This window comes from Bradyrhizobium sp. 40 (assembly GCF_023100925.1).
Classification (GTDB): Bacteria; Pseudomonadota; Alphaproteobacteria; order Rhizobiales; family Xanthobacteraceae; genus Bradyrhizobium.
In genome coordinates, this window is record NZ_CP064688.1 from 4,733,410 (window position 1) to 4,754,146 (window position 20,737).

Sequence of the window (20,737 nt, forward strand, 5' to 3'; positions counted from 1 at the left end):
TTTAGCTCTTTGCCCGCGCGATTGCCTCGACGATCAGCCGGCGCGCTTCGGCACTGTCGCCCCATCCGATCACCTTCACCCACTTCCCCGGCTCCAGATCCTTGTAGTGCTCAACGAAGTGCTGAATCTGCTCGATCGTGATTTGCGGCATGTCGGCGATCCCGCGGACATGATCGTAGCGCATCGTCAGTTTCGGCATCGGCACGGCGATGATCTTCGCATCCCCGCCGCCATCGTCATCCATCCTGAGCACGCCGATCGGCCGGACATTGATCACAACGCCAGGAGCGATCGGCCGCGAGTTGGCCACAAGCACGTCGATCGGATCTCCATCGTCTGAAAGCGTGTGCGGCACGAAGCCATAATTTCCGGGATAGCGCATCGGCGTATACAGGAAGCGATCGACGAACAGCGCGCCGGCCGCCTTGTTCATTTCGTATTTGATCGGTTCACCGCCGATCGGCACCTCGATGATGACATTGATGTCTTCCGGGGGATTATCGCCGATCGAAATCGCGTCGATATTCATTTCGGCGCCGCCTTTTGGCTATGGCGGTTTTTGATCAGATCATCGACCACGGCGGGATCGGCCAGGGTCGAGGTGTCGCCGAGCGCGCCGACTTCGTCCTCGGCGATCTTGCGCAGAATACGACGCATGATCTTGCCAGAGCGGGTCTTGGGCAGACCCGGCGCAAACTGAATGACATCAGGTGCGGCAATCGGGCCGATCTCCGTGCGGACCCAGGCCACCAGCTCCTTGCGCAACTCCCCGGATGGCTCCGCATCGGCCATCAAAGTGACGTAAGCGTAGATGCCCTGCCCCTTGATGTCGTGCGGAAAACCGACGACGGCGGCTTCGGAGACTTTCTGGTGGGCGACGAGCGCGCTTTCGACTTCGGCCGTCCCCATGCGATGGCCGGATACGTTGATGACGTCGTCGACGCGACCGGTGATCCAATAGTACCCATCGGCATCGCGGCGGCAGCCGTCGCCAGTGAAATACTTGCCCGGATAGGTTGCGAAATAGGTCTGCATGAAGCGCTCGTGGTCGCCATAGACCGTGCGCATCTGTCCCGGCCAGGAATCGGCAATGACGAGGTTGCCTTCGCACGCACCCGTCAGCACCGCACCATTTCCGTCCACGACCTCCGGCCTCACCCCGAAAAACGGCAGGGTCGCTGAGCCCGGTTTCAAGGCTGTCGCGCCGGGAAGCGGCGAGATCAGGATGCCACCGGTCTCGGTCTGCCACCAGGTGTCGACGATCGGGCAGCGCTGATCTCCGACAACGCGGTAATACCATTCCCAGGCTTCCGGATTGATCGGCTCGCCGACCGAGCCGAGCAACCGCAGCGATGCGCGGCTGGTCTGTTTGACCGGCTCTTCGCCCGCACCCATCAACGAACGGATCGCGGTCGGCGCGGTGTAGAAGATGTTGACCTTGTGTTTGTCGACGACCTGCCAAAAGCGCGATGTCGAGGGATAGTTCGGTATCCCCTCGAACATCAGCGTGGTCGCGCCGTTGGCCAGCGGGCCGTAGACGATGTAGCTGTGGCCGGTGACCCAGCCGACATCGGCTGTGCACCAGTAGATGTCGCCGTCGTGGTAGTCGAACACATATTGGTGCGTCATCGACGCAAAAACGAGATAGCCACCCGTGCTGTGAACGACACCCTTGGGAGCACCGGTTGAACCCGACGTGTAAAGAAGGAATGGCGGGTCCTCCGCGTTCATTTCGACCGGCGTGCAATCGGCCGAGGCCTTTGCCACCTCGTCCGCGTACCAGACGTCGCGGCCGTCGACCCAGTCGATTGCACCGCCGGTGCGCTTGACCACGATCATCGTCTTCACGATGCCGGCCACCTTCTTCACCGCATCGTCGGCATTGACCTTCAGCGGTACTTTGCGGCCGCCACGCAACCCCTCATCGGCGGTGATCACGACTTTGGACTGACAGCCTTCGATACGCCCGGCCAGGGCATCCGGCGAGAACCCGCCGAACACGATGGAATGGACCGCCCCGATCCGCGCGCAGGCGAGCATGGCGTAGGCGGCTTCCGGAATCATGGGCAGGTAGATCGTGACGGCGTCGCCTTTCTTCACACCGTGACTTTTCAGGACATTCGCGAAGCGGCAGACTTGATCGTGCAACTGCGCGTAGGTGATGTGCCTGGATTCGGCGGGATCGTCGCCCTCCCAGATGATCGCGACCTGACCGGCACGCCGGGCAAGATGCCGGTCGATGCAGTTCATCGCCACATTCGTGGTGCCGTCCTCGAACCACTTGATCGAGACCTTGCCGGGCGCGAAGGACATGTTCTTCACCTTCGTGAACGGCTTGATCCAGTCGATCCGCTTGCCGTGCTCCGCCCAGAAAGCGTCCGGTGTCGATACCGACTGGGCATACATGCTGCCGTACTTCGCAGCGTCAGCATGGGCGCGCCGTGCCCAGCCGGCCGGTACGTCATGGATCAACGTATCTGACTTTTCCGTGCCCACCCTGGAGCCTCCCCGACGCACCGGATGCAATTGCCTTGAGAGGATGTTGCATCGTCCGCGCTCGGACTGCGTCCAGGCAACATCCCGTGATCAAGCGATTTTATTTCGCTTTGAGGCGACTGACCCTACTTTTTCAGGTCGACGGTCGACGGCTGGCTCATCGCACTCGCAAGCTCGCGAAACTGTGCGTCCATTTTTTCCATCTGCTCCTTGAGATGGCTTTGATAAACCGCACCCATTTCCTGCGGGTCCTTGGCATGCAACAGCCGTTGCGCCAGCTCGAAGCCCGAAGCCACATTTTCCTCGGCGAACGCGACGGCCCTTTCGTTCATCTCCTTGGCCGCCGAATAGGTTGAGCGAACGCTGGAATCGGCCTTCTCTCTCAACTTCTGGGATTCGGTTATGTATTTCGACACAGCCTCTTTCGCCTTGTCGAGCGTGGTCTGCGCCATTTCCCGCATCTTCTCGGCCTGCTCGTTGATCTGCTCACTCATTGCACTCTCCATTGCCGGCGTTTGCGATCACGCCAATTTCAGCTCAGCTCATCAATTGACCCTTGCCGACGGCTCACATGGTCGGCTCAACTACCTGTTTCAGCTTCTCGCGAAGTTCATCCACCAGCACGCGCGTATTCTCGCTGTAGTCGATCGGCACCACGACGAGGTGCACACCGCCGCCCTTGAACGCGTTTTCGAGTGTCGGAATCAATGATTCCGTGCTTTCGACCCGCGAGCCTTTCGCGCCGTAGCTCTCGGCATATTTGACGAAATCCGGATTGCCGAACGTGAGGCCAAAATCCGGGAAACTATCGACCGCCTGCTTCCAGCGGATCATGCCGTAAGCAGAGTCTTCCAGGATAAGCACGACGAGATTCAATTTAAGGCGAACCGCGGTTTCCATTTCCTGCGAATTCATCATGAAGCCGCCGTCGCCGCAGACCGCGATCACGCGACGTTCCGGATGCAGCATCGCCGCCATCATGGCGGATGGCAGCCCGGCGCCCATTGTCGCCAGCGCATTGTCCAGCAGCAGCGTGTTCGCCACATAGGTGCGGTAGTTGCGGGCGAACCAGATTTTGTACATTCCGTTGTCGAGCGCGACGATGCCGTCCTCAGGATTGACCTTTCGCACATCGTGCACGATGCGTTGCGGGGTCGGCGGCCAGCGATCCTCGGTATTGCGGTCGGTGATCCGCTTCAAAATGCCTTCGCGAAGCCCGAGCAACGCGCCGGCGTTGTGCAGACGACCCTCCACGCGATCCGCTAGCAGTTCCAGGCTGGGCCCTACATCGCCAACCACCTCGCATTGCGGAAAGTAAACCCGCTCCACGTTGGCAGGCGTGTAGCTGACGTGGATCACCTGGGGACCCTTCGGTCCCATGATGAACGGCGGCTTCTCGATCGTATCGTGGCCGATCGCGATGATGAGGTCGGCACGATCAACGGCCTCGTGGACGTAGTCACGTTCACTGAGCGCCGCCGTCCCCATATAGAGATTGCCGCCCCCGGGTACGGTCCCCTTACCCATTTGCGTCGTGAAGAACGGAATCTGAGTGCGGCGGACAAAGCCGCCGATGCCCGCCGTGCTCCGCGGCCGGGATGCCGCGGCACCGAGCATGATCAATGGCCGCTTGGCCTTGAGGATCATGTCGGCGGCGCGGTCCAGCGAGGCACGATGGGCGACCGGGATCTCGATCGGATGCTGCGCCACCATCGCGACATCCTCGGATTCTTCGCCGGCGATGTCCTCCGGCAATTCGAGCAGCACCGGACCCGGGCGTTCTTCCATGGCGATCCGGAAGGCATCGCGAACGATCGTCGGAATGCTGGTCGTGCTGACAATCTGGAGCGACAGCTTGGTCAACGGCTTGAAAGCGCTAACCACATCGACAATCTGGAATTTGGCCTGCCGGCTGCTCATGATGCCTTTCTGACCCGTGAGCATGATCATCGGCATGGCGCCGAGCAGCGCGTAGGCGGCGCCAGTCGTCAGGTTCAATGCGCCAGGGCCCAGCGTGGTGATGCACACGCCGGGCTTGCCGGTCAGCCGTCCATAAGTCGCGGCCATGAAGGCCGCACCCTGCTCGTGGCGTGTCAAGATCAGCTTGATCGACGAATTGCGCAGGCTTTCCACGACATCGAGATTCTCTTCACCGGGAACGCCGAAAATTCGGTCGACGCCCTCGTTCTCGAGTGCGGCAACCAATAGATCTGACCCCTTCGGCATTAGCGCGTCTCCTTTTTCAATTCACTTCTCAGCAGACACCGTCACACGCATGGACGAAGCCCGTGCTGTTCGATTCAGATCCGGCCATCGCCTTCGAGATAGCCTCGCGTCCTCGTATCTGGCATCCAGAGCGAGGCAATGAAGGCGACGCACGCCATCGCAGCGACGTACCAGAAGAATACCGTTTCGTATCCGGACGATTTCAGTGACAACGCAACATATTCGGCGGTTCCGCCGAACATCGCATTTGCGATGGCGTAGGGAAGCCCGACCCCAAGCGCGCGCACCTCGGGCGGAAACAGCTCGGCCTTCACGACGCCGCTAATTGAAGTGTAGAAACATGCAATCATGAGGCCGACCATGATCAGGCCGAAGACGACGTAGACGTTGGTCGTACTGGACAACATCATCAACAGCGGCACCGCGGCGAGCGTCGCGCATCCGCTGAACAGAAGCATGTTGTTGCGGCGACCAATCCGGTCCGAGAGTGCACCGAACACCGGTTGCAGCAGCATGAAGGCGATCAGGGCGGCGGTCATGATCGAGCTGACCGTCTTGGCATCCAGCTTGACGCTGTTGACCAGGAACTTCTGCATGTAGGTCGTAAACGTATAGAAAAACAGCGATCCGCCGATCGTGAATGCTAGAACGATCAGGAGAGCGCGCTTGTGACGCCAAAGGCCGGATAGAGAACCAGCCTCCTTGCGATGCATGGTCTCGGCCGACGCCGTCTCCTGCAACGAGCGGCGAAGATACAAGGCCACAACGGCTGCGACGGCTCCGAACAGGAACGGAACTCGCCAGCCCCATTCCTTCAATTCGTCGAGCGACAATGTCTGTTGCAGAACCACGACAACGAGGAGCGCGAGAAGTTGCCCGCCGATGAGCGTGACATACTGGAAGGACGAATAGAACCCGCGGTTGCCCTTGCCGGCAACCTCGCTCATATAAGTTGCCGCCGTTCCATATTCTCCGCCGACCGACAGGCCTTGTGCCATGCGCGCAAACAGGAGCAACGCAGGCGCCGCGGCGCCGATTGTTTGGTAGGTGGGCAGCATCCCGATCATTAGCGATCCGGCGCACATCAGGAGCACAGACAGCACCATCGAATTCTTGCGCCCATGCGCGTCGGCGATCCAGCCGAACAGCCAGCCACCGAGCGGCCGCATGAAGAACCCTACGGCGAAAATGCCGGCCGTCGCCAGCAACTGGCTGGTCTGGTCGCCCGACGGGAAGAACGCGGCCGCGAAGTAGATCGAGGTAAACGCGTAGGCATAGAAGTCATACCACTCGACCAGGTTTCCCGACGAGGCAGCCACGATCGCCTTGATACGTGAGAGCTTTTGCGCCGTGCTATCAGAGGGGATTGCCGGGTGCGATGCAGCAATGGCGGTCATTTGCTTACCCTCCCAATCGACGGACGATGCTTTGCGTGAAGTCGCCAGTGGACGCCTTGCCGCCCAGATCGGGCGTGCGAACGCCGTCCTTGCGCAAGACCTGATCAATTGCCGCTCTAAGACGGTTTGCGAGATCAGGCTGAGCAATGTGCTCCAGCATCAGCCCGACCGCCAGCAGCAAAGCGAGCGGATTGGCGATTCCCTTGCCGGCGATATCCGGCGCCGAGCCGTGCACAGCCTCAAAGATCGCCGCATCCGGTCCGATGTTGGCACCGGGAGCCATGCCGAGGCCGCCGACCAACCCGGCGAGCTGATCGGACAGGATGTCGCCGAACAAATTGGTGGTGACGATGACGTCGAACTGCCAGGGATTCATCACGAGCTGCATCGCCGTGGCATCGACGATGCGATCGTCCATTTTGACCCTGCCCTCGTACTTCTTCGCAACCTCGTGACCGACCTCGAGAAAGATGCCGGTCAGCGCCTTCAGCACGTTGGCCTTGTGCACGACGGTCACCTTCTTGCGACCGTTCTTGAGTGCGTAGTCGAATGCGAATTCGATGATCTTGCGCGATCCTTCGCGGGTGTTAACCCCGGTCGAAATAGCGACCGCGTGCGGATCGTCCCCGATCGGGATGTAGTGTTCGAAAGCGACATAGAGGCCGCCGAGATTCTCTCGCACCAGCACGATATCGATTTCGTCGAATCGTCCTCCGGGAACCATGCTTCGAACCGGCCGCAAATTGGCGTAGAGGCCGAATTCTTCGCGCAGACGAACATTGATCGAGCGGAATCCGCCCCCCACCGGCGTCGTTAGCGGGCCCTTCAGGGCGAGCCGCGTGCGTCGGATGCTGTCCAGCGTCGCCTGCGGCAGCGGATCACGGCTTGCCTCGATCGCTGCCAGGCCACCCTGCTGGATGTCCCATTCGAATGGAGAGCCGAGCGCTTCGAGAATGTCGACGGCCGATTTCACGATCTCGGGGCCGATGCCATCGCCTGGAATGAGCGTGGCGGGCCGCTTCGTTTTGGATTGAGCAGGCATTACTATGTCCTCGAAGATGAGAGCCGCGGGGTTTTGTGAATGTCAGACATGCTGCCTTGCACTCAATGTACGGGGCTTGCGGCGGAGGCGGCGGGTAGCGTTTCCTGCTTGCTGATCCAAAGCACCGCGATGATCCCGGCGATTTGAAGCAAAGCCAGCGGTATCAAGGCCACGGGGAAGCTACCCGTCGCCTCCTTGATGACGCCGAGCAGCCACACCGCGCCAGAAGTGCCGATGTGCGACAGGGTATTGATGCCGGCAATTCCGGCCGCAGCAGTTGCCGGAGAGAGTGTCCCAGTCGCCAGGGCCCAGAATGGTCCCTTGATCGAATAATTACCGATCAAGACCACGCTCAGAATAGCAAGCGTCACGGGTAATGAGTTCGTGAGCATGGTCGCAAGCAGCGCCGTTGCGCATAACGCAAGTGGTATTGCGGTGTTTTGGGCATGGGCGTTCGACCTGTCCGAATATCTTCCCCAGAAGATCATCGCGACGGAGGCGATGCCAAATGGGATGGCATTCAGGAAGCCGGTCTCCATGTTGGACATCCCGAACGATTTCACGATCTGAGGCTGCCACAACGACAACGCGTTGCTCGTGGCCGAGCTTCCCGCATAGATCAGACCTAGGATGAGCACATATTTGTTGGTCAGAATTTGCCACAGCGACATGTGGCCGACCTGCTTTGCCATCGATCGCTCGGACTGCAGGCGCGCGTCGAGCCAATTGCGCGCCTCCGGCTCGAGCCACTTTGCATCAGCGGGTTTGTTCGGAAGTCCGAAGAACGAGACCAGGCCGAGCAGGACCGCCGGAATGGCTTCAACGATGAAAAGCCACTGCCAACCACGCAGACCCAGCAAGCCATCCATCGCCAGCAAGGCGCCGGATATCGGCGACCCCAGAAAGCTCGATAGCGGTATAGCCACCATGAAAACCGCAACGATCCGTGCGCGATAAGCCGCCGGAAACCAGAAGGTCAGATACAGGATCACACCAGGAAAGAACCCGGCCTCCGCTGCACCCAACAAAAAGCGGCTCAGATAAAAAGTAATCGGCCCTACCGCAAAAGCGGAGAGAATACCGACTATCCCCCATGTGATCATAATACGCGCGATCCAGATCCGCGCGCCAACTTTCTGCATCGCCAGATTGCTGGGTACCTCGAAAATAATGTAGGCGATATAGAACAGCGCCCCGCCCGCCCCGAAGGCAGCCTGCGTCAGCCCCAGATCCTTGTTCATTTGCAGGGCCGCAAACCCGGCATTGACGCGGTCGACGTATGAAATGAAATAGCAAAGCATGAAAAACGGAAGCAGGCGCCAAGTAATGCGGCGCATGGTTTCCGCTTCGATCCTCGGTAGCGGCGCGGAAGTCGTTGGCATGGCGTCCTCGTTTCGGGTTGACGATCAGGCAGCCAGTTGGCGTAGGACGTATTGAAGAATTCCGCCGTTGCGGAAATATTCGAGCTCGTCGAGCGTATCGATGCGGCAGGTCAAAGGAACGACGATCTTGCTCACGCCATCGGACCCGCGGATCTCGATCGCGAGCTTCTGGCGCGGCAGCAGGCCGCTCTCGATTCCGCGCAGGGTCACGATCTCGTCGCCTTTCAATCCGACCGACCGCCAGGACGTACCCTCCTCGAACACCAGCGGCATCACGCCCATGCCAACGAGGTTGGACCGGTGAATGCGCTCAAAACTTTCGGCAACAACGGCGCGAATACCAAGAAGGTTGGTGCCCTTGGCCGCCCAATCGCGCGACGAACCGGTGCCGTATTCCTTGCCTGCGAACACCACCAGCGGCACCTTGTCGGCCTGGTAACGCATGGCGGCGTCGTAAATCGACATCCGCTGGCCGCTCGGCTGGTGAATGGTGTAGCCGCCCTCGACCACCTTGCCGGCTTCGTCCTTCACCGTTTGGTTCTTGATGCGGATGTTGGCGAAGGTGCCCCGCATCATCACTTCATGGTTGCCGCGGCGGGTGCCGTACTGATTGAAGTCGACGACGCGGATCTGATGGTCGCGTAGATAGCGCCCGGCGGGACTGCTTTCCTTGATCGAACCCGCGGGCGAGATGTGATCGGTGGTGATCGAATCCAGGAACATGCCGAGAATGCGCGCATTGATGACGTCGGTCGGCGGCGTCGGGTCGCTGGTCATCCCGACGAAGCATGGTGGGTTCTGGACATAGGTCGAAACCTGGTCCCACTCGTAGGTTTGCCCCTCGGAGACGCCGATATTCTTCCAGTTGGTATCGCCGCTGAAGACGTCCGAATAGCGCGCCTTGAACATCTCGCTGCCTATCGTGCGATCGATGCAATCCTGCACATCCTTGCTCGAAGGCCAGATATCCCGCAGATATACCGGCTTTCCGTCGCTGCCCAAGCCGAGCGGCTCCTTCACCAGATCCAATGCCATCGATCCGGCAAGCGCATAGGCGACGACCAGCGGCGGCGACGCCAGATAGTTCGCCCGGACGTCCGGATTGACCCGCCCCTCGAAGTTGCGATTGCCGGAGAGAACCGCGACCGCCACGAGGTTGTTGCCCGAGATGGTGTCGGAGATTGCCTGGAGCGGGCCGGAATTGCCGATGCAGGTCGTGCAGCCGAAACCCACCAGATTGAAGCCAAGCCTGTCGAGATCGGCTTGGAGACCCGATTTCCTGAAGTACTCCTCGACGATCTGCGACCCCGGCGCGAGCGAGGTCTTGACCCATGGCTTTGTCCTCAGCCCTTTGGCAACGGCGTTGCGCGCCAGCAATCCTGCCGCCAGCATGACGCTGGGGTTCGAGGTGTTCGTGCATGACGTGATGGCGGCGATCACCACGTCGCCGTGACCGAGATCGAAGTTTGCACCTTCAACACAATGCCGGCTGCCGGTCTGCGCGAGTTGGCGGAACTCCTGATCCATGGCGCCGAGGAAGGCAATTTTTGCGGTGTCGAGCGTCACGCGATCCTGTGGCCGCTTTGGTCCGGCGATCGACGGCACGACATCGGTCATGTCGAGTTGCAGGGAATCCGTGAACACCGGATCCGGGGTATCGGCGGAGCGCCACATGCCCTGGGCTTCGGCATAGGCCTTGACCAGCGCGACGCGCGCGGGATCACGGCCGGTGGTGGTCAGATAATCGATTGTTCGCTGATCGATCGGGAAGAAGCCGCAGGTCGCGCCATATTCAGGCGCCATATTCGCGATGGTCGCACGGTTCGCCACCGTCATGTCGTCGAGCCCCGGGCCGTAGAACTCGACGAATTTGCCGACCACACCGCGCTTGCGCAGCATCTGCGTCACCGTCAACACGAGATCGGTCGCCGTGACGCCCTCCTTGAGCCGGCCGGTGAGCTTGAAACCGACGACTTGCGGCAGCAGCATCGAAATTTGCTGGCCGAGCATAACAGCCTCGGCCTCGATTCCGCCGACGCCCCATCCGAGCACGGCCAGGCCGTTGACCATCGTGGTGTGGGAATCCGTGCCGACGAGCGTATCGGGATAGGCCAGGTCATTCCCGCCGTCTTCAGCCCGGCCGATCCAGATCGTCTGAGCCAGGTATTCCAGATTGACCTGATGGCAGATACCGGTCCCCGGAGGGACCACCCGGAAATTCGAAAATGCGCCCTGTCCCCATTTCAGAAAGCGATATCGCTCACCGTTGCGCTGGTATTCGAGCTCGACGTTCCTGGCCAGTGCCTGACCATTGCCGAACGCATCGACGATGACGGAGTGATCGATGACGAGATCCACAGGTATCAGCGGATTGATCTTTTGTGGATCGCCGCCGAGGGATTTCATAGCGTCCCGCATCGTGGCAAGATCGACCACGGCCGGAACGCCGGTGAAATTCTGCATCAGCACCCGGGCCGGCCTGAAGGCGATTTCCTTCTCGGCCGAGCCCTTGTCTTGGCTCCCCAGCGCGGCATGCTCGATGTCAGCCTTGCTCATGCTGCGGCCGTCTTCGTTGCGCAGCATGTTCTCGATGATGACTTTCAGGGAGAATGGCAGTCTCGAGACGCTGGGAAGGCCATTCTTTTCCGCCGCGGCAAGCGAATAGTAGGCGTAGGTCTTTGCACCGACGACAAGTGTCTGGCGTGCGCCGAAGCTGTTGAGATACTGCTTCACAATCGAGTCCCCCTTCGCTGGAATCGTCCGCCTCCCGCAGATCTGAAGCCGGTCTATTTCTCCGATGCTGCAAAGGGATCGAGACCCGCTTTTTTCAGGGCCGGAGCGGCTGCAGCTGAAGCGAGGAAGGCAATGAGAGCCCGTCCGGCTTCCGGCTGACTGGCACTGGAGGTTATGCCTGCAGAAAAGATCGTGATTTTCTGGACGTCTGCCGGGAGCGGCCCGACAAGGTCGGCACCAGCGATCGGCAAAAGTTCACTGATCTGCTGAAAGCCGAGTTCGGCGTCACCGCGTGCAACAACACTCGCGACCGGCTCCGCGGGAATCATTTTGGCTTTGTCCTTCATCTCGGCGGCAATCCCGAGACGCTTGAACAGCTCGGTGCCTACATAGACGCCGCTGGCGCTATCGGAGTATGCAACTGACTTCGCGTTCAACAGTGCCTGCTTCAATGCGTCAGGCGTACCGATATCAGGCTTTGGAGTCCCGGCGCGTACAGCGATCCCGATCGGCGAGCGTACCAGGTCGACGCGGCTGGTTCTGACCGCCCTGCCCTGCTCGATCATCTCGCCAAGCGCATCGCCGACCATGATGAGCACGTCCGCCGCCTCGCCGCGCGCCAGTCCCACGGGGATGGCGTTCTCCGTCGTTCCCATCGAAGGGCCATTGGCCGTGACAACCGTGTTTCCCGTCGCGCGTTCGAATTGCGGTACGAGTTCCTTGTAAGGTGTCGCCAAGCCTCCCGAGATCATGACCCTGACCTCGGACGCCCCGGCTAGTCCCGCCGCGGCCGTCAAAACAATCAGCAAGCTCAGCGCAACTAGCCTGCGCACGACGATCGTCACGCTCATCGGCAATTTCCTTCGATGCAATTATTCGGGGACTGTGCTTGCTCGATGATGGTCGACGTCATCGAGCACTTTGGTGGTCACGTCCCTATCACCGTCTCGGCCGAACTGGCCCCGGATAGCGCGCGTCGTTCCTGCGGCCTGTAAACGAGGTACGTCCCGGCCAGACCACAGAGTGCTGCCGCGCTCATCCAATATCCCGGCGACGCATTGTCACCAGTGGCAGCGATCAGCCACGTGCAGATCGCTGCCGTAAACCCGCCGAACGTCGTTGCCAGACTATATGCGAGGGAGAATCCAGACGTTCGTACACCCACCGGCATGACTTCGGTCAATGCGACGATCATCGCGCCGTTGTAGCTGGCGTAGATGAAAGACAACCAAAGCAGGACCGTCAGCATTTTCGGGAACGTCGGGCCTGCGGCCAACCAGGAAAGCGCGGGATATGCAGTCAGAAATGCCAAAGTCGAAAAGGCGATGAGGATCGGCCGACGACCAATCCGATCGGACAACGAGCCCATGATGGGAAGCCAGATGAAGTTCGATATTCCCACGCAAATCGTCACGATCAGGCCATCGGCCGCGGTCAGCTTGAGGACCGATTTGCCGAATGTCGGCGTGTAGACGGTAATGAGGTAGAAAGACACCGTGGTCATGATCACCATCATCATCCCGGCAAGAACAATGCTCCAATTTGCGAGGATGGAGCGATAGATCTCGCGGGGTGTTGGATGATGCTTCCGCGCCAGGAATTCATCGGTTTCCTGCAGCGAGCGTCGAATGAAGAATACGAAAGGAACGATCAGGCAGCCGATGAAGAACGGAATGCGCCAACCCCAATCGTCAAGTTGCGCCGGTGCAAGCCATGCATTCAGAGCGAAACCCAGCGAGGCCGAGACGATGATCGCGACCTGTTGACTCGCCGATTGCCAGCTGGCGTAAAAACCCTTCTTTCCCGGCGTGGCCATTTCCGAGAGATAGACGGAAACACCACCAAGCTCGACGCCAGCCGAGAAGCCCTGCAGCAGGCGTCCAATCAAGACGAGAATCGGGGCCAAGATGCCAATGGTTGCGTAACTTGGCACGAACGCGATGAGCACCGTCCCGGCAGCCATGATGGACAATGTAACGATCAGGCCTTGGCGCCGGCCGATCCGATCCACGTAGGCTCCGAGGATGATGGCGCCGAGCGGACGCATCAGAAAGCCTGCGCCAAACGCGACAAAGGTCAGCAGCAGTGACGCGTATTCATTTTCGAGCGGGAAGAATGCCTTGGCGATGTACGATGCGTAGACGCCCGACAGAAAGAAATCGAACATCTCAAGAAAGTTGCCACTGGTGACGCGGAGCACCATGCCAAGCTTCGACTGTCCGGTGGTAGCCGTCATGCCGTCCTCCCATTTTATCGTTTGTGATTCTTTGTCTTGTTCACCCGTCAGGCAGGTGTTGCAAACTTGATCGCGGCCGGATTGACCGATGCGCAAGGCGCTATCATTCAAGCTAGGCTGCCTCACCGTATATCAGCTGCCTGTCATCAACCTGTCGCTGATGCACCCTGCAGGAGAATCTGGTCGGAGTCGGAGTGAAGACGGTGCGCTTGGCGAGCCGGCAGATATGGGGGGTTCTCTCGGATGTTATTCCGTTTGAAATCCAAATCCGTGGATTTCTATCGATCCTGCAATGCGCGGCGCCACTCTTTGAGAAAGCTCGCTCGTTTCGACTGATCGAGATAGGTGAGCAATTCTGCACCAATATGGATTGGTTTGACGGCGTTGCTGCGATCCGCAGGTATGACACCTTCTGCACCGAGGCCGAGGCGCACAGGACCGACCGACCGGGCCAGGAGAAACTTCTGACCGCGTTCCGAAAGCAAGTAATCGAGGAACAGTTTCGCGGATTCTGGGTGCGGCGCGGTGACCGGTATGAAGGCTATGCGCGACATCAACGTGATGTAGTCGGCAGGAAACACTATTCCGATTGAGGCATCTTCCTTGGCCCGTTCGATCGCGTAAGACCCTATCATATTGTAGGCAATCAAATGTTCGCCGGATGAAATTCGATCAAGCACCGTTCCGGTGGTCGAGTAGAGCTTGATACCGGCGCCGCCGAAGGCACGGACCAAATCCCACGTTGTCCTCGTGATTCCGGCATCGCGCGTGATGAACAGGAATCCGGTCCCGCTCTGCTCCGGGTCATAGGTTGCGATCTTGCCCCGATAGGTGTCAGGCTTTCGGCTTAGAAGGCTCTTCAGATCAGCGCGGGATCGGGGAACATCAGACTCCGCAACGAGGTTCTTGTTATAAACAATGACAATCGGTTCCGCCGTGATGGCGTAGGCTTCGTCTTTCCAGATTGCCCAATCCGGGATATGCGCAATTTCCTTCGACACATAGGGTTGGGCATAGCCGTCATTGACGAGCTTGATCTGCAGATCCATCGCGGAGCTCCAGACAATGTCTCCGGGTGCTGCGCTGGAGGTCGAGGGATCCACGACTTGATTGTAGATCTCGTTGGAGTTGATCTTTGTATGGACGATCTCGATGTCCGGATGACTTGCCCGGAAATCGGCAAGCAAGTCGGCGACGTCCGCGTCCTGGGTCGTCGATACGATGTTGAGTTGCTCTCGAGCTCCGGCGATAGCGGATGCTTGCCCCTTGAGAGGGCCGAGCTGCGCCTGCTCCGACCTGGCAGGCCATGCGAGCAAGACTCCAACGCACAAGGCCAAGGCTTTGGCAGCCCCCATCGGGACGTTTCCTCATCGATAATCCGCTTTGCAGACTTCAGTTTGTTCGGAACTGCAGCCACTTCTACAGCAGCGCACAATCCGGCCTCAACTTGAGCTTTCACTATCACGCTTGGCAAGAGGAAAGCTCACGGAAACCCGCAGGCCCCGGCCTTCCGGGCCAGGTGCGAGCACGATTTGAGCCCCGAGACGGTCCGACAACGCTTTCACGATTGCCAGTCCAAGGCCGCTTCCCTCAGGGCCGTTCGCCATCGGAATCCGATAAAAGCGTTCGAAGACACGGGCCAGATGGGCCTCCGGAATTCCCGGACCGGTATCCTCGACTTCAATTCGCGCGGTCGTGGCGTCAACAACCGCGCGAACCAGGACCAACCCGCCGGGTCGGTTGTAGCGGATGGCATTGTCGATCAGGTTTGCCAGCAACTCGCCAATCAGGACGGTATTGCCGGCGATAATCGCGGGACCGTCAAATCGATCGAACTGGACGTCGATATCGCGCGCGAAAGCCTGTGGGGCACGCTCCGACAGGACATTGAAGGCGACCTCGTTCAGGTCAACGTTCTCCGCGGCCGGTTGCGCAATGTTCTGCTCGTCGACCCGAGCCAGTGTCACAAGTTGCCCGAGCAGCCGTTCAAGGCGGTTGATGGCGTTATCGACCTCGTTGAGGGCAGATTGGCCCGCCGGCGTCTCCGACCCCAGGCGTCGCACCAGATCGAGATGCGTCCGCAATATCGCCAATGGCGTTCGCATCTGATGCGAGGCATCGGCGGTGAACCGGCGCACCAGTCCAATGGCCAGATCCAGCCGCTGTAGCAGGGAATTTACCGCGAGCGCCGGTGCTAAAGCTTCCTGCGGCACCCGGGAAAGGTCGAGCGGACTGAGATTTGGACCGCCCTGAATACCGCGCGCATCGATTTCTTGCTTGAGTTCGCCAAGCGGCCTCAGGCCTCGATCGACTGCGTACCAGCCCAGGCAAGCGATGAGGCTAATCAACCCGGCCTCGAGCATCGCCAGTCCGATCAGCATTTCACGTTCGACGACGCGGCGCGCCTGCACCGTTTCGGCCACTGCGACGAGGACCAGCCCTGGCCTGCCGTAGACCTGCCGCGCCTGCGCGCCGATACGAACCGTCTTGCCGCGATACGCACCATCGCGATGGCCGGTTTCGCCAGCCTTCAATCGATCGAAGCCGGCCAATGGAAGATCCTTGTACCCGGTGATCAATTCGCCGAGGTAAGTCACGCTGTAGTAAATGCTATCGTGCGACTGGCTTTCCAGCATGCCGAGCGCAACCTGCGGCAAGTCGACGGTCAGTTCGCCATCTTCCACGCCGACACGTTCGGCGATGGCGAGAACCGACCCATCGAGCAACCGGTCATGGACCGTCTGGACAACGCGCTGGATCAGCAACATACCGCCGATTCCAAGCACGATCGCCAATACAATGGCGGGCGCCACCAGATTGGTGAGGAGCGTTCGCCTCAACGACGGCCGCCAGGTGGCGATCACTATACCTCCAGCAGATACCCTAGCCCACGGACGGTGCGGATCCGCGGCCCGTCGGGACCGAGTTTCTGGCGAACGCGACCAACATAGAGTTCCGCCGCGTTCGGCGCTACCGCCTCGTCGAAGCCAAATACCTCCGCGATCAGACGCTCCTTGGACACGACTTTGCCGGCGCGGGTCATCAGCACTTCCAACACGGCAAACTCGCGCCGTCGCAACTCAAGCGGCCGGCCGCTCAGCGTAATCGTGCCCGCGGCGCGGTCGTACGCGAGCGGGCCACAGATCAAGGTCGGATTGGGCAGCCCCTGCCCCCTTCTCACGAGCGCACGGACGCGGGCATCAAACTCGGCGATATCAAACGGCTTGGAGAGGTAATCGTCGGCGCCGAGATCGAGCCCGCTGACCTTGTCGCCGACCGTATAACGGGCAGTCAGAATCATGACCGGAACGGTTGACCCCGCCTGCCGTATCTTGTGCAGGACTCCGAAACCCGACACGTTCGGCAAGTTGATGTCCAGGATGATGAGGCTGTAGGGTTCCAGCAACGCGGTCTGCGCCGCCGAAGCCCCGTCAGACTCGATATCGACGGCGAACCCAGACAGCTTGAGCCGCTCGGCAAGGCCCCGCGCCATGGCGGCATCGTCCTCGACAATCAGAATCCTCACTGAACAAGCCCTTGCGTTCGCACCACCCGTGCCAGGGAGACGTCACCGTGAGGCTAGAAGGACAGTATCGAAAGATCAAATCGGAGCTTCCTCGCGGATACTAGGTCTTGGCGCAGACAGAAATCACTCGCGCGCGGCCTGTATTGCTCCTGACCAGCGATGTCGACACAGTCTTGGCTCCGAACACAAACACATCGAGCGCAAATTCCGCCCTGCTCCCTTTCGAGAGCCCTTTGCGCGATTCAGATCGAGGTCGCTCAAATGGCGTTCGGACTTTCCAGGATTTTTTCAGTCCACGCATCGTGCACACGTCGCTCTCTAACCAATTGGAAAAATTAAACTCTCGCTCCAATCCATGCTGGCCCCTACGGCAACCGAGGCCCAACCAGATCCAATCAGAGACGGTCTCTCCAACTAAGGACAGCAACTGCGATTCGAGGATCACGTCAAGGACGTCGCCTTATGGCGGGCGGCCGGCCAACCTTGTCCGAATTGAGCGGTTAGTTTTGCCCCATGCGAAGGCTGGATACGAACATGTGACCGGTATGATCTTCGGACTTGAGACGGCCATCGCCCCCACGCACGAGCGGCACAGTTGAGCAGCAACGTGTTGAGCCCGATCAGATCAGGCTCGACCTGCCGCGGCTGAGAATGTCGCCTGCGCCTTTGTCGCCGACGATCCTGCCGTGCTCGTACACCACCCGGCCACGGGCGATCGTCGTTACCGGCCATCCCGTGACGTCGAACCCTTCCCATGGCGTGTAGTCCGAGCCGTGATGCAGATCGGCCTGCCGAATGGGTTTCTTCAATTTGGGGTCCCACAGCACGATATCCGCATCGAAGCCGACACCGATCGAGCCCTTGCGCGGATAGAGGCCGTAGATGCGTGCATGGTTGGTCGCGGTCAGCTCGACGAATTTCTGCAGGCTGATCCGTCCCTTCGACACGCCTTCGGAGAACAGAATCGGCAGCCGGGTCTCGACACCCGGAATGCCGTTCGGCACCCAGCGGAACGAGGTGCGGCCGTTCGGCGTCAGCTTGCCCCTGGCATCGTCGTAACGGAACGGGCAGTGATCGGACGAGAAAGTCTGGAACACGCCTGACGTGATGCCTTCCCAGATCGCCTGCTGGCTTTCGGCATCGCGCGGCGGCGGCGAGCAGACATATTTCGCGCCCGTGATGTCCATGTTGAGGCCCTTCATGTCGTCGGCCGTCAGCGTGATGTATTGCGGGCAGGTCTCGGCATGCACAGGCAATCCGCGCTGCTGGGCCCAGCGCACCTGCTCCATCGCCTCGCGCCCGGAGACGTGCACGATCATGATGGGAACGCCGATCACTTCGGCGTGACTGATGGCGCGATGCGTGGCTTCGCGCTCGACCGCCTGTGGCCGCGACACGCCGTGATAATACGGCGCGATATGGCCCTCGCGTTCCAGCCTGTTGGTCAGAAAGCGGATGGCGTCGTAACCTTCGCAATGAACCATCACCAGCGCTTCCTCGCGGCGCGCGACCTCAAAGACCTCAAGCAGCTGCTTGTCGCTGAGCACGAGGTCGTCATAGGTCATGAACACCTTGAACGAGGTGTAGCCGTCCTTGACCAGCGCCGGTAGTTCCTGCCCGAGCACGACCGCGGTCGGATCGGAGATGATGAGATGGAACGCCGTGTCGATATAGCACTCGCCTTCGGCAAGCTTGCGGTAGTTCTCGACGCAGGTCCGCAGCGACGTGCCTTTCTCCTGAAGCGCAAACGGGAGGACCATGGTGTTGCCGCCGGCGGCTGCCGAACGGGTCGCTGAGGCGAAGTCGTCGGCCATCACCACGTCGGGGCCGGAGGCCTGAGAGATGTGGACGTGGCTGTCGATCCCGCCGGGCAGCGCCAGCAGACCTGTTGCGTCGATCTCGCGGGCAGCACCCTCGAGATGATCAGCAATACTGACGATGCGGCCGTCGCGAATGCCGATATCGGCGCGAAACTCGTCGCTAGCCGTCACGATGGTGCCGCCGCGAATGGCGAGATCGAACTGCGTCACGGGAGTCTCCGTCACTTGATGACCGCCGATGTCTGGAAGATCCGGCCCCAATCGACAAGAGCCCCGATGTCGCCACCCGCGAGCTCCAGGGTTCGCCATAGCGTAACCGCTACCGAATCGAGCACCGCGACTTTCAATTCCGGTTCGAGCGAGTCCGCCAGCGCGGCGCCGTCGAGGTTGGTGCAGAGGATGACGACAGCATCGGCGCCGTCAGCCGCCACAGCGCGGATCATGCCAGCAATCGTCGCAGGCGCGACCTCGCCGAACGAGAAATTGTCGCGCAGGCCGAGGTGCCGCTCCGTGTGCGGGGCGATCCCCTCCTCGGCCCAGACGTCACCGATCCGCCGCTGCACGTCATCGGTATAGGGCGATACGAGACCGACGCGCTTGGCGCCGAGCGCACGGGCGGCATCGATGCAGGCAAGCGTCGACGTCGTCGCGGGCACGCCGGTGCGCGTCGTGATTGCCTCGCAAAGGTTCCGGTCTCGGCCGATGCCGAGCCAGCTTGCGGACGTTCCGTTCCAGGCGATGGCATCGACCTTGGCATCGGCCAGCAGGTCCGCCGCCGGAAGCATCACCGAGGCGTCGAACTGGCTCAGCGCCGCAGCATCGAGCGCGATCTCGGTGACCCGGAAGCGTGAAAAATGGGCGGTGACGCCATCAACATCGGCGAGCATCGCCGCGGTAACGGGTTCGAGCACCGAGTTGGAGGACGGCGTGATCATGCCGAGGCGCTTGCGCAGAACTAACATCGATCGCGTCCGCTCCATTTTCGGCGAAGCGCGGTTGCGCTCCTCGGCAGGATCATCCGCATCCCGCGTACCCGCGCAACCCGCAATCTGCATACTGCATGCAATTTGTTCGAAATGCTTTTATTTTGAGCTACATACGTCTTCTATTTGAGCACGGATTTTGACAGCGATTGACTAGGATTGCGCGCAAGCAGCGAGGTTTGCGTGCAGCAAAAATCCGAGCCGACCCCGGGACGAAAGTCGCCCAAACTCAAGCGGATGGGCCTGCATGAGCGCGCCGCCGCACGGATGCGAGCGATGATCATTCGCGGCGAGCTGCCGCCGGGATCGCAGACCCAGGAGACCAGGTTGTCGAAGGAGCTGGGCGTATCGCGCACGCCCTTGCGCGAGGCGATGAAGGTGCTGGCGGCCGAGGGATTGATCGAACTGCGCCCCAACCGCAGCCCGCGCATCGCCGACATCGCCGTCGACGGCATCTCGGAATTGTTCGAGGCACTGGCTGGCGTCGAGCGGCTGGCCGCGGAGCTCGCCGCGGAGCGCGCCACGGAGCGCGATCTCGCCCGCCTGCGCACGCTCCAGACCCGCATGGAAGGTCATCATCGCAACGGCAAGCTCGACGAGTACTTCGCCATCAACGGCGAGATCCACAACACCATCGTCCGCATGGCGCGCAACACGCCGCTGCGCGAGGCGCACGAGACGCTGATCTCCCGCGCCGAACGCGCGCGTTATCTCGCGCTCGGCGCCGACCGCCGCTGGAGCAATTCGGTCGACGAGCACGCCGGCATCCTTGCCGCGCTCGAGGCGCGCGATAGCGAAACCGCAGGACGCCTGCTTGGCGCTCATGTCCGGCGCACCGGCACCGCTCTGCTCGAAGTGATCGGCACCTCTCAAGCCAAGCAGACGGCGGCGTAATC

The 20,737-nt window shown here is 60.5% G+C and carries 16 protein-coding genes; 1 reads left to right on the forward strand and 15 read right to left on the reverse strand.

The features are described from left to right. Position 1: 1 nt before the first annotated feature. The 15 genes from ppa to IVB40_RS23120 form a co-directional block, all read right to left on the reverse strand. Positions 2 to 529, reverse strand: coding sequence for an inorganic diphosphatase (ppa, locus tag IVB40_RS23050; RefSeq protein WP_247816424.1), 528 nt, complete (start codon positions 527 to 529; stop codon positions 2 to 4). Continuing rightward, positions 526 to 2,496 (reverse strand): acetate--CoA ligase, encoded by a 1,971-nt coding sequence (gene acs, locus IVB40_RS23055; protein WP_247816425.1) that lies wholly within the window; start codon positions 2,494 to 2,496, stop codon positions 526 to 528. The genes ppa and acs overlap by 4 nt, the downstream gene beginning before the upstream one ends. Positions 2,497 to 2,621: 125 nt before the next feature. Next, on the reverse strand, positions 2,622 to 2,990 hold the full coding sequence (locus tag IVB40_RS23060; protein ID WP_247816426.1) for a phasin family protein: 369 nt from the start codon (positions 2,988 to 2,990) through the stop codon (positions 2,622 to 2,624). A 73-nt stretch (positions 2,991 to 3,063) separates the two neighbouring features. Next, positions 3,064 to 4,722 carry an acetolactate synthase large subunit gene (locus IVB40_RS23065; protein WP_247816427.1) on the reverse strand — a complete coding sequence of 553 codons (1,659 nt, stop codon included), beginning with the start codon at positions 4,720 to 4,722 and terminating at the stop codon, positions 3,064 to 3,066. Between the two features lie 74 nt (positions 4,723 to 4,796). After that, positions 4,797 to 6,119 carry an MFS family transporter gene (locus tag IVB40_RS23070; RefSeq protein WP_247819579.1) on the reverse strand — a complete coding sequence of 441 codons (1,323 nt, stop codon included), beginning with the start codon at positions 6,117 to 6,119 and terminating at the stop codon, positions 4,797 to 4,799. Positions 6,120 to 6,123: 4 nt separating this feature from the next. Further along, positions 6,124 to 7,161: an isocitrate/isopropylmalate family dehydrogenase gene (locus IVB40_RS23075; protein WP_247816428.1), complete on the reverse strand. Its 1,038-nt coding sequence runs from the start codon at positions 7,159 to 7,161 to the stop codon at positions 6,124 to 6,126. A 62-nt stretch (positions 7,162 to 7,223) separates the two neighbouring features. Beyond that, positions 7,224 to 8,543, reverse strand: a complete 1,320-nt coding sequence (locus IVB40_RS23080) for an MFS transporter (RefSeq protein ID WP_247816429.1) — start codon at positions 8,541 to 8,543, stop codon at positions 7,224 to 7,226. A gap of 24 nt (positions 8,544 to 8,567) precedes the next feature. After that, complete coding sequence (acnA, locus tag IVB40_RS23085; protein ID WP_247819580.1) at positions 8,568 to 11,279, reverse strand: aconitate hydratase AcnA; 2,712 nt, start codon at positions 11,277 to 11,279, stop codon at positions 8,568 to 8,570. Between the two features lie 50 nt (positions 11,280 to 11,329). Further along, positions 11,330 to 12,127 carry a substrate-binding domain-containing protein gene (locus IVB40_RS23090; RefSeq protein WP_247816430.1) on the reverse strand — a complete coding sequence of 266 codons (798 nt, stop codon included), beginning with the start codon at positions 12,125 to 12,127 and terminating at the stop codon, positions 11,330 to 11,332. Between the two features lie 77 nt (positions 12,128 to 12,204). Beyond that, positions 12,205 to 13,512: an MFS transporter gene (locus IVB40_RS23095; protein ID WP_247433539.1), complete on the reverse strand. Its 1,308-nt coding sequence runs from the start codon at positions 13,510 to 13,512 to the stop codon at positions 12,205 to 12,207. A 278-nt stretch (positions 13,513 to 13,790) separates the two neighbouring features. Next, positions 13,791 to 14,867: an ABC transporter substrate-binding protein gene (locus IVB40_RS23100; protein ID WP_247816431.1), complete on the reverse strand. Its 1,077-nt coding sequence runs from the start codon at positions 14,865 to 14,867 to the stop codon at positions 13,791 to 13,793. 87 nt (positions 14,868 to 14,954) lie between these two features. Beyond that, positions 14,955 to 16,376 (reverse strand): sensor histidine kinase, encoded by a 1,422-nt coding sequence (locus IVB40_RS23105; RefSeq protein WP_247816432.1) that lies wholly within the window; start codon positions 16,374 to 16,376, stop codon positions 14,955 to 14,957. Next, positions 16,376 to 17,038, reverse strand: a complete 663-nt coding sequence (locus IVB40_RS23110) for a response regulator transcription factor (RefSeq protein WP_027517213.1) — start codon at positions 17,036 to 17,038, stop codon at positions 16,376 to 16,378. Before IVB40_RS23110 ends, IVB40_RS23105 begins: the two co-directional genes overlap by 1 nt. 620 nt (positions 17,039 to 17,658) lie before the next feature. After that, the gene (gene hydA, locus IVB40_RS23115) at positions 17,659 to 19,068 is read right to left on the reverse strand and encodes a dihydropyrimidinase (protein WP_247816433.1); all 1,410 of its coding nucleotides are present in this window, start codon (positions 19,066 to 19,068) and stop codon (positions 17,659 to 17,661) included. 11 nt (positions 19,069 to 19,079) lie between these two features. After that, complete coding sequence (locus IVB40_RS23120) at positions 19,080 to 19,820, reverse strand: aspartate/glutamate racemase family protein (RefSeq protein WP_247816434.1); 741 nt, start codon at positions 19,818 to 19,820, stop codon at positions 19,080 to 19,082. Between the two features lie 204 nt (positions 19,821 to 20,024). Here IVB40_RS23120 and IVB40_RS23125 point away from each other — a divergent pair, with 204 nt between their 5' ends. Continuing rightward, entirely contained in the window at positions 20,025 to 20,735 is a 711-nt protein-coding gene (locus IVB40_RS23125; protein ID WP_247816435.1) for a GntR family transcriptional regulator, read from the forward strand. Positions 20,736 to 20,737 lie beyond the last annotated feature (2 nt).

Excerpts from the sequence above, each read along its gene's own strand:
- ppa (WP_247816424.1), bottom strand. The coding sequence starts at position 529 with ATGAATATCGACGCGATTTCGATCGGCGATAATCCCCCGGAAGACATC.
- IVB40_RS23060 (WP_247816426.1), bottom strand. The coding sequence starts at position 2,990 with ATGAGTGAGCAGATCAACGAGCAGGCCGAGAAGATGCGGGAAATGGCG.
- IVB40_RS23065 (WP_247816427.1), bottom strand. The coding sequence starts at position 4,722 with ATGCCGAAGGGGTCAGATCTATTGGTTGCCGCACTCGAGAACGAGGGC.
- IVB40_RS23070 (WP_247819579.1), bottom strand. The coding sequence starts at position 6,119 with ATGACCGCCATTGCTGCATCGCACCCGGCAATCCCCTCTGATAGCACG.
- IVB40_RS23075 (WP_247816428.1), bottom strand. The coding sequence starts at position 7,161 with ATGCCTGCTCAATCCAAAACGAAGCGGCCCGCCACGCTCATTCCAGGC.
- IVB40_RS23080 (WP_247816429.1), bottom strand. The coding sequence starts at position 8,543 with ATGCCAACGACTTCCGCGCCGCTACCGAGGATCGAAGCGGAAACCATG.
- IVB40_RS23090 (WP_247816430.1), bottom strand. The coding sequence starts at position 12,127 with ATGAGCGTGACGATCGTCGTGCGCAGGCTAGTTGCGCTGAGCTTGCTG.
- IVB40_RS23095 (WP_247433539.1), bottom strand. The coding sequence starts at position 13,512 with ATGACGGCTACCACCGGACAGTCGAAGCTTGGCATGGTGCTCCGCGTC.
- IVB40_RS23100 (WP_247816431.1), bottom strand. The coding sequence starts at position 14,867 with ATGGGGGCTGCCAAAGCCTTGGCCTTGTGCGTTGGAGTCTTGCTCGCA.
- IVB40_RS23120 (WP_247816434.1), bottom strand. The coding sequence starts at position 19,820 with ATGTTAGTTCTGCGCAAGCGCCTCGGCATGATCACGCCGTCCTCCAAC.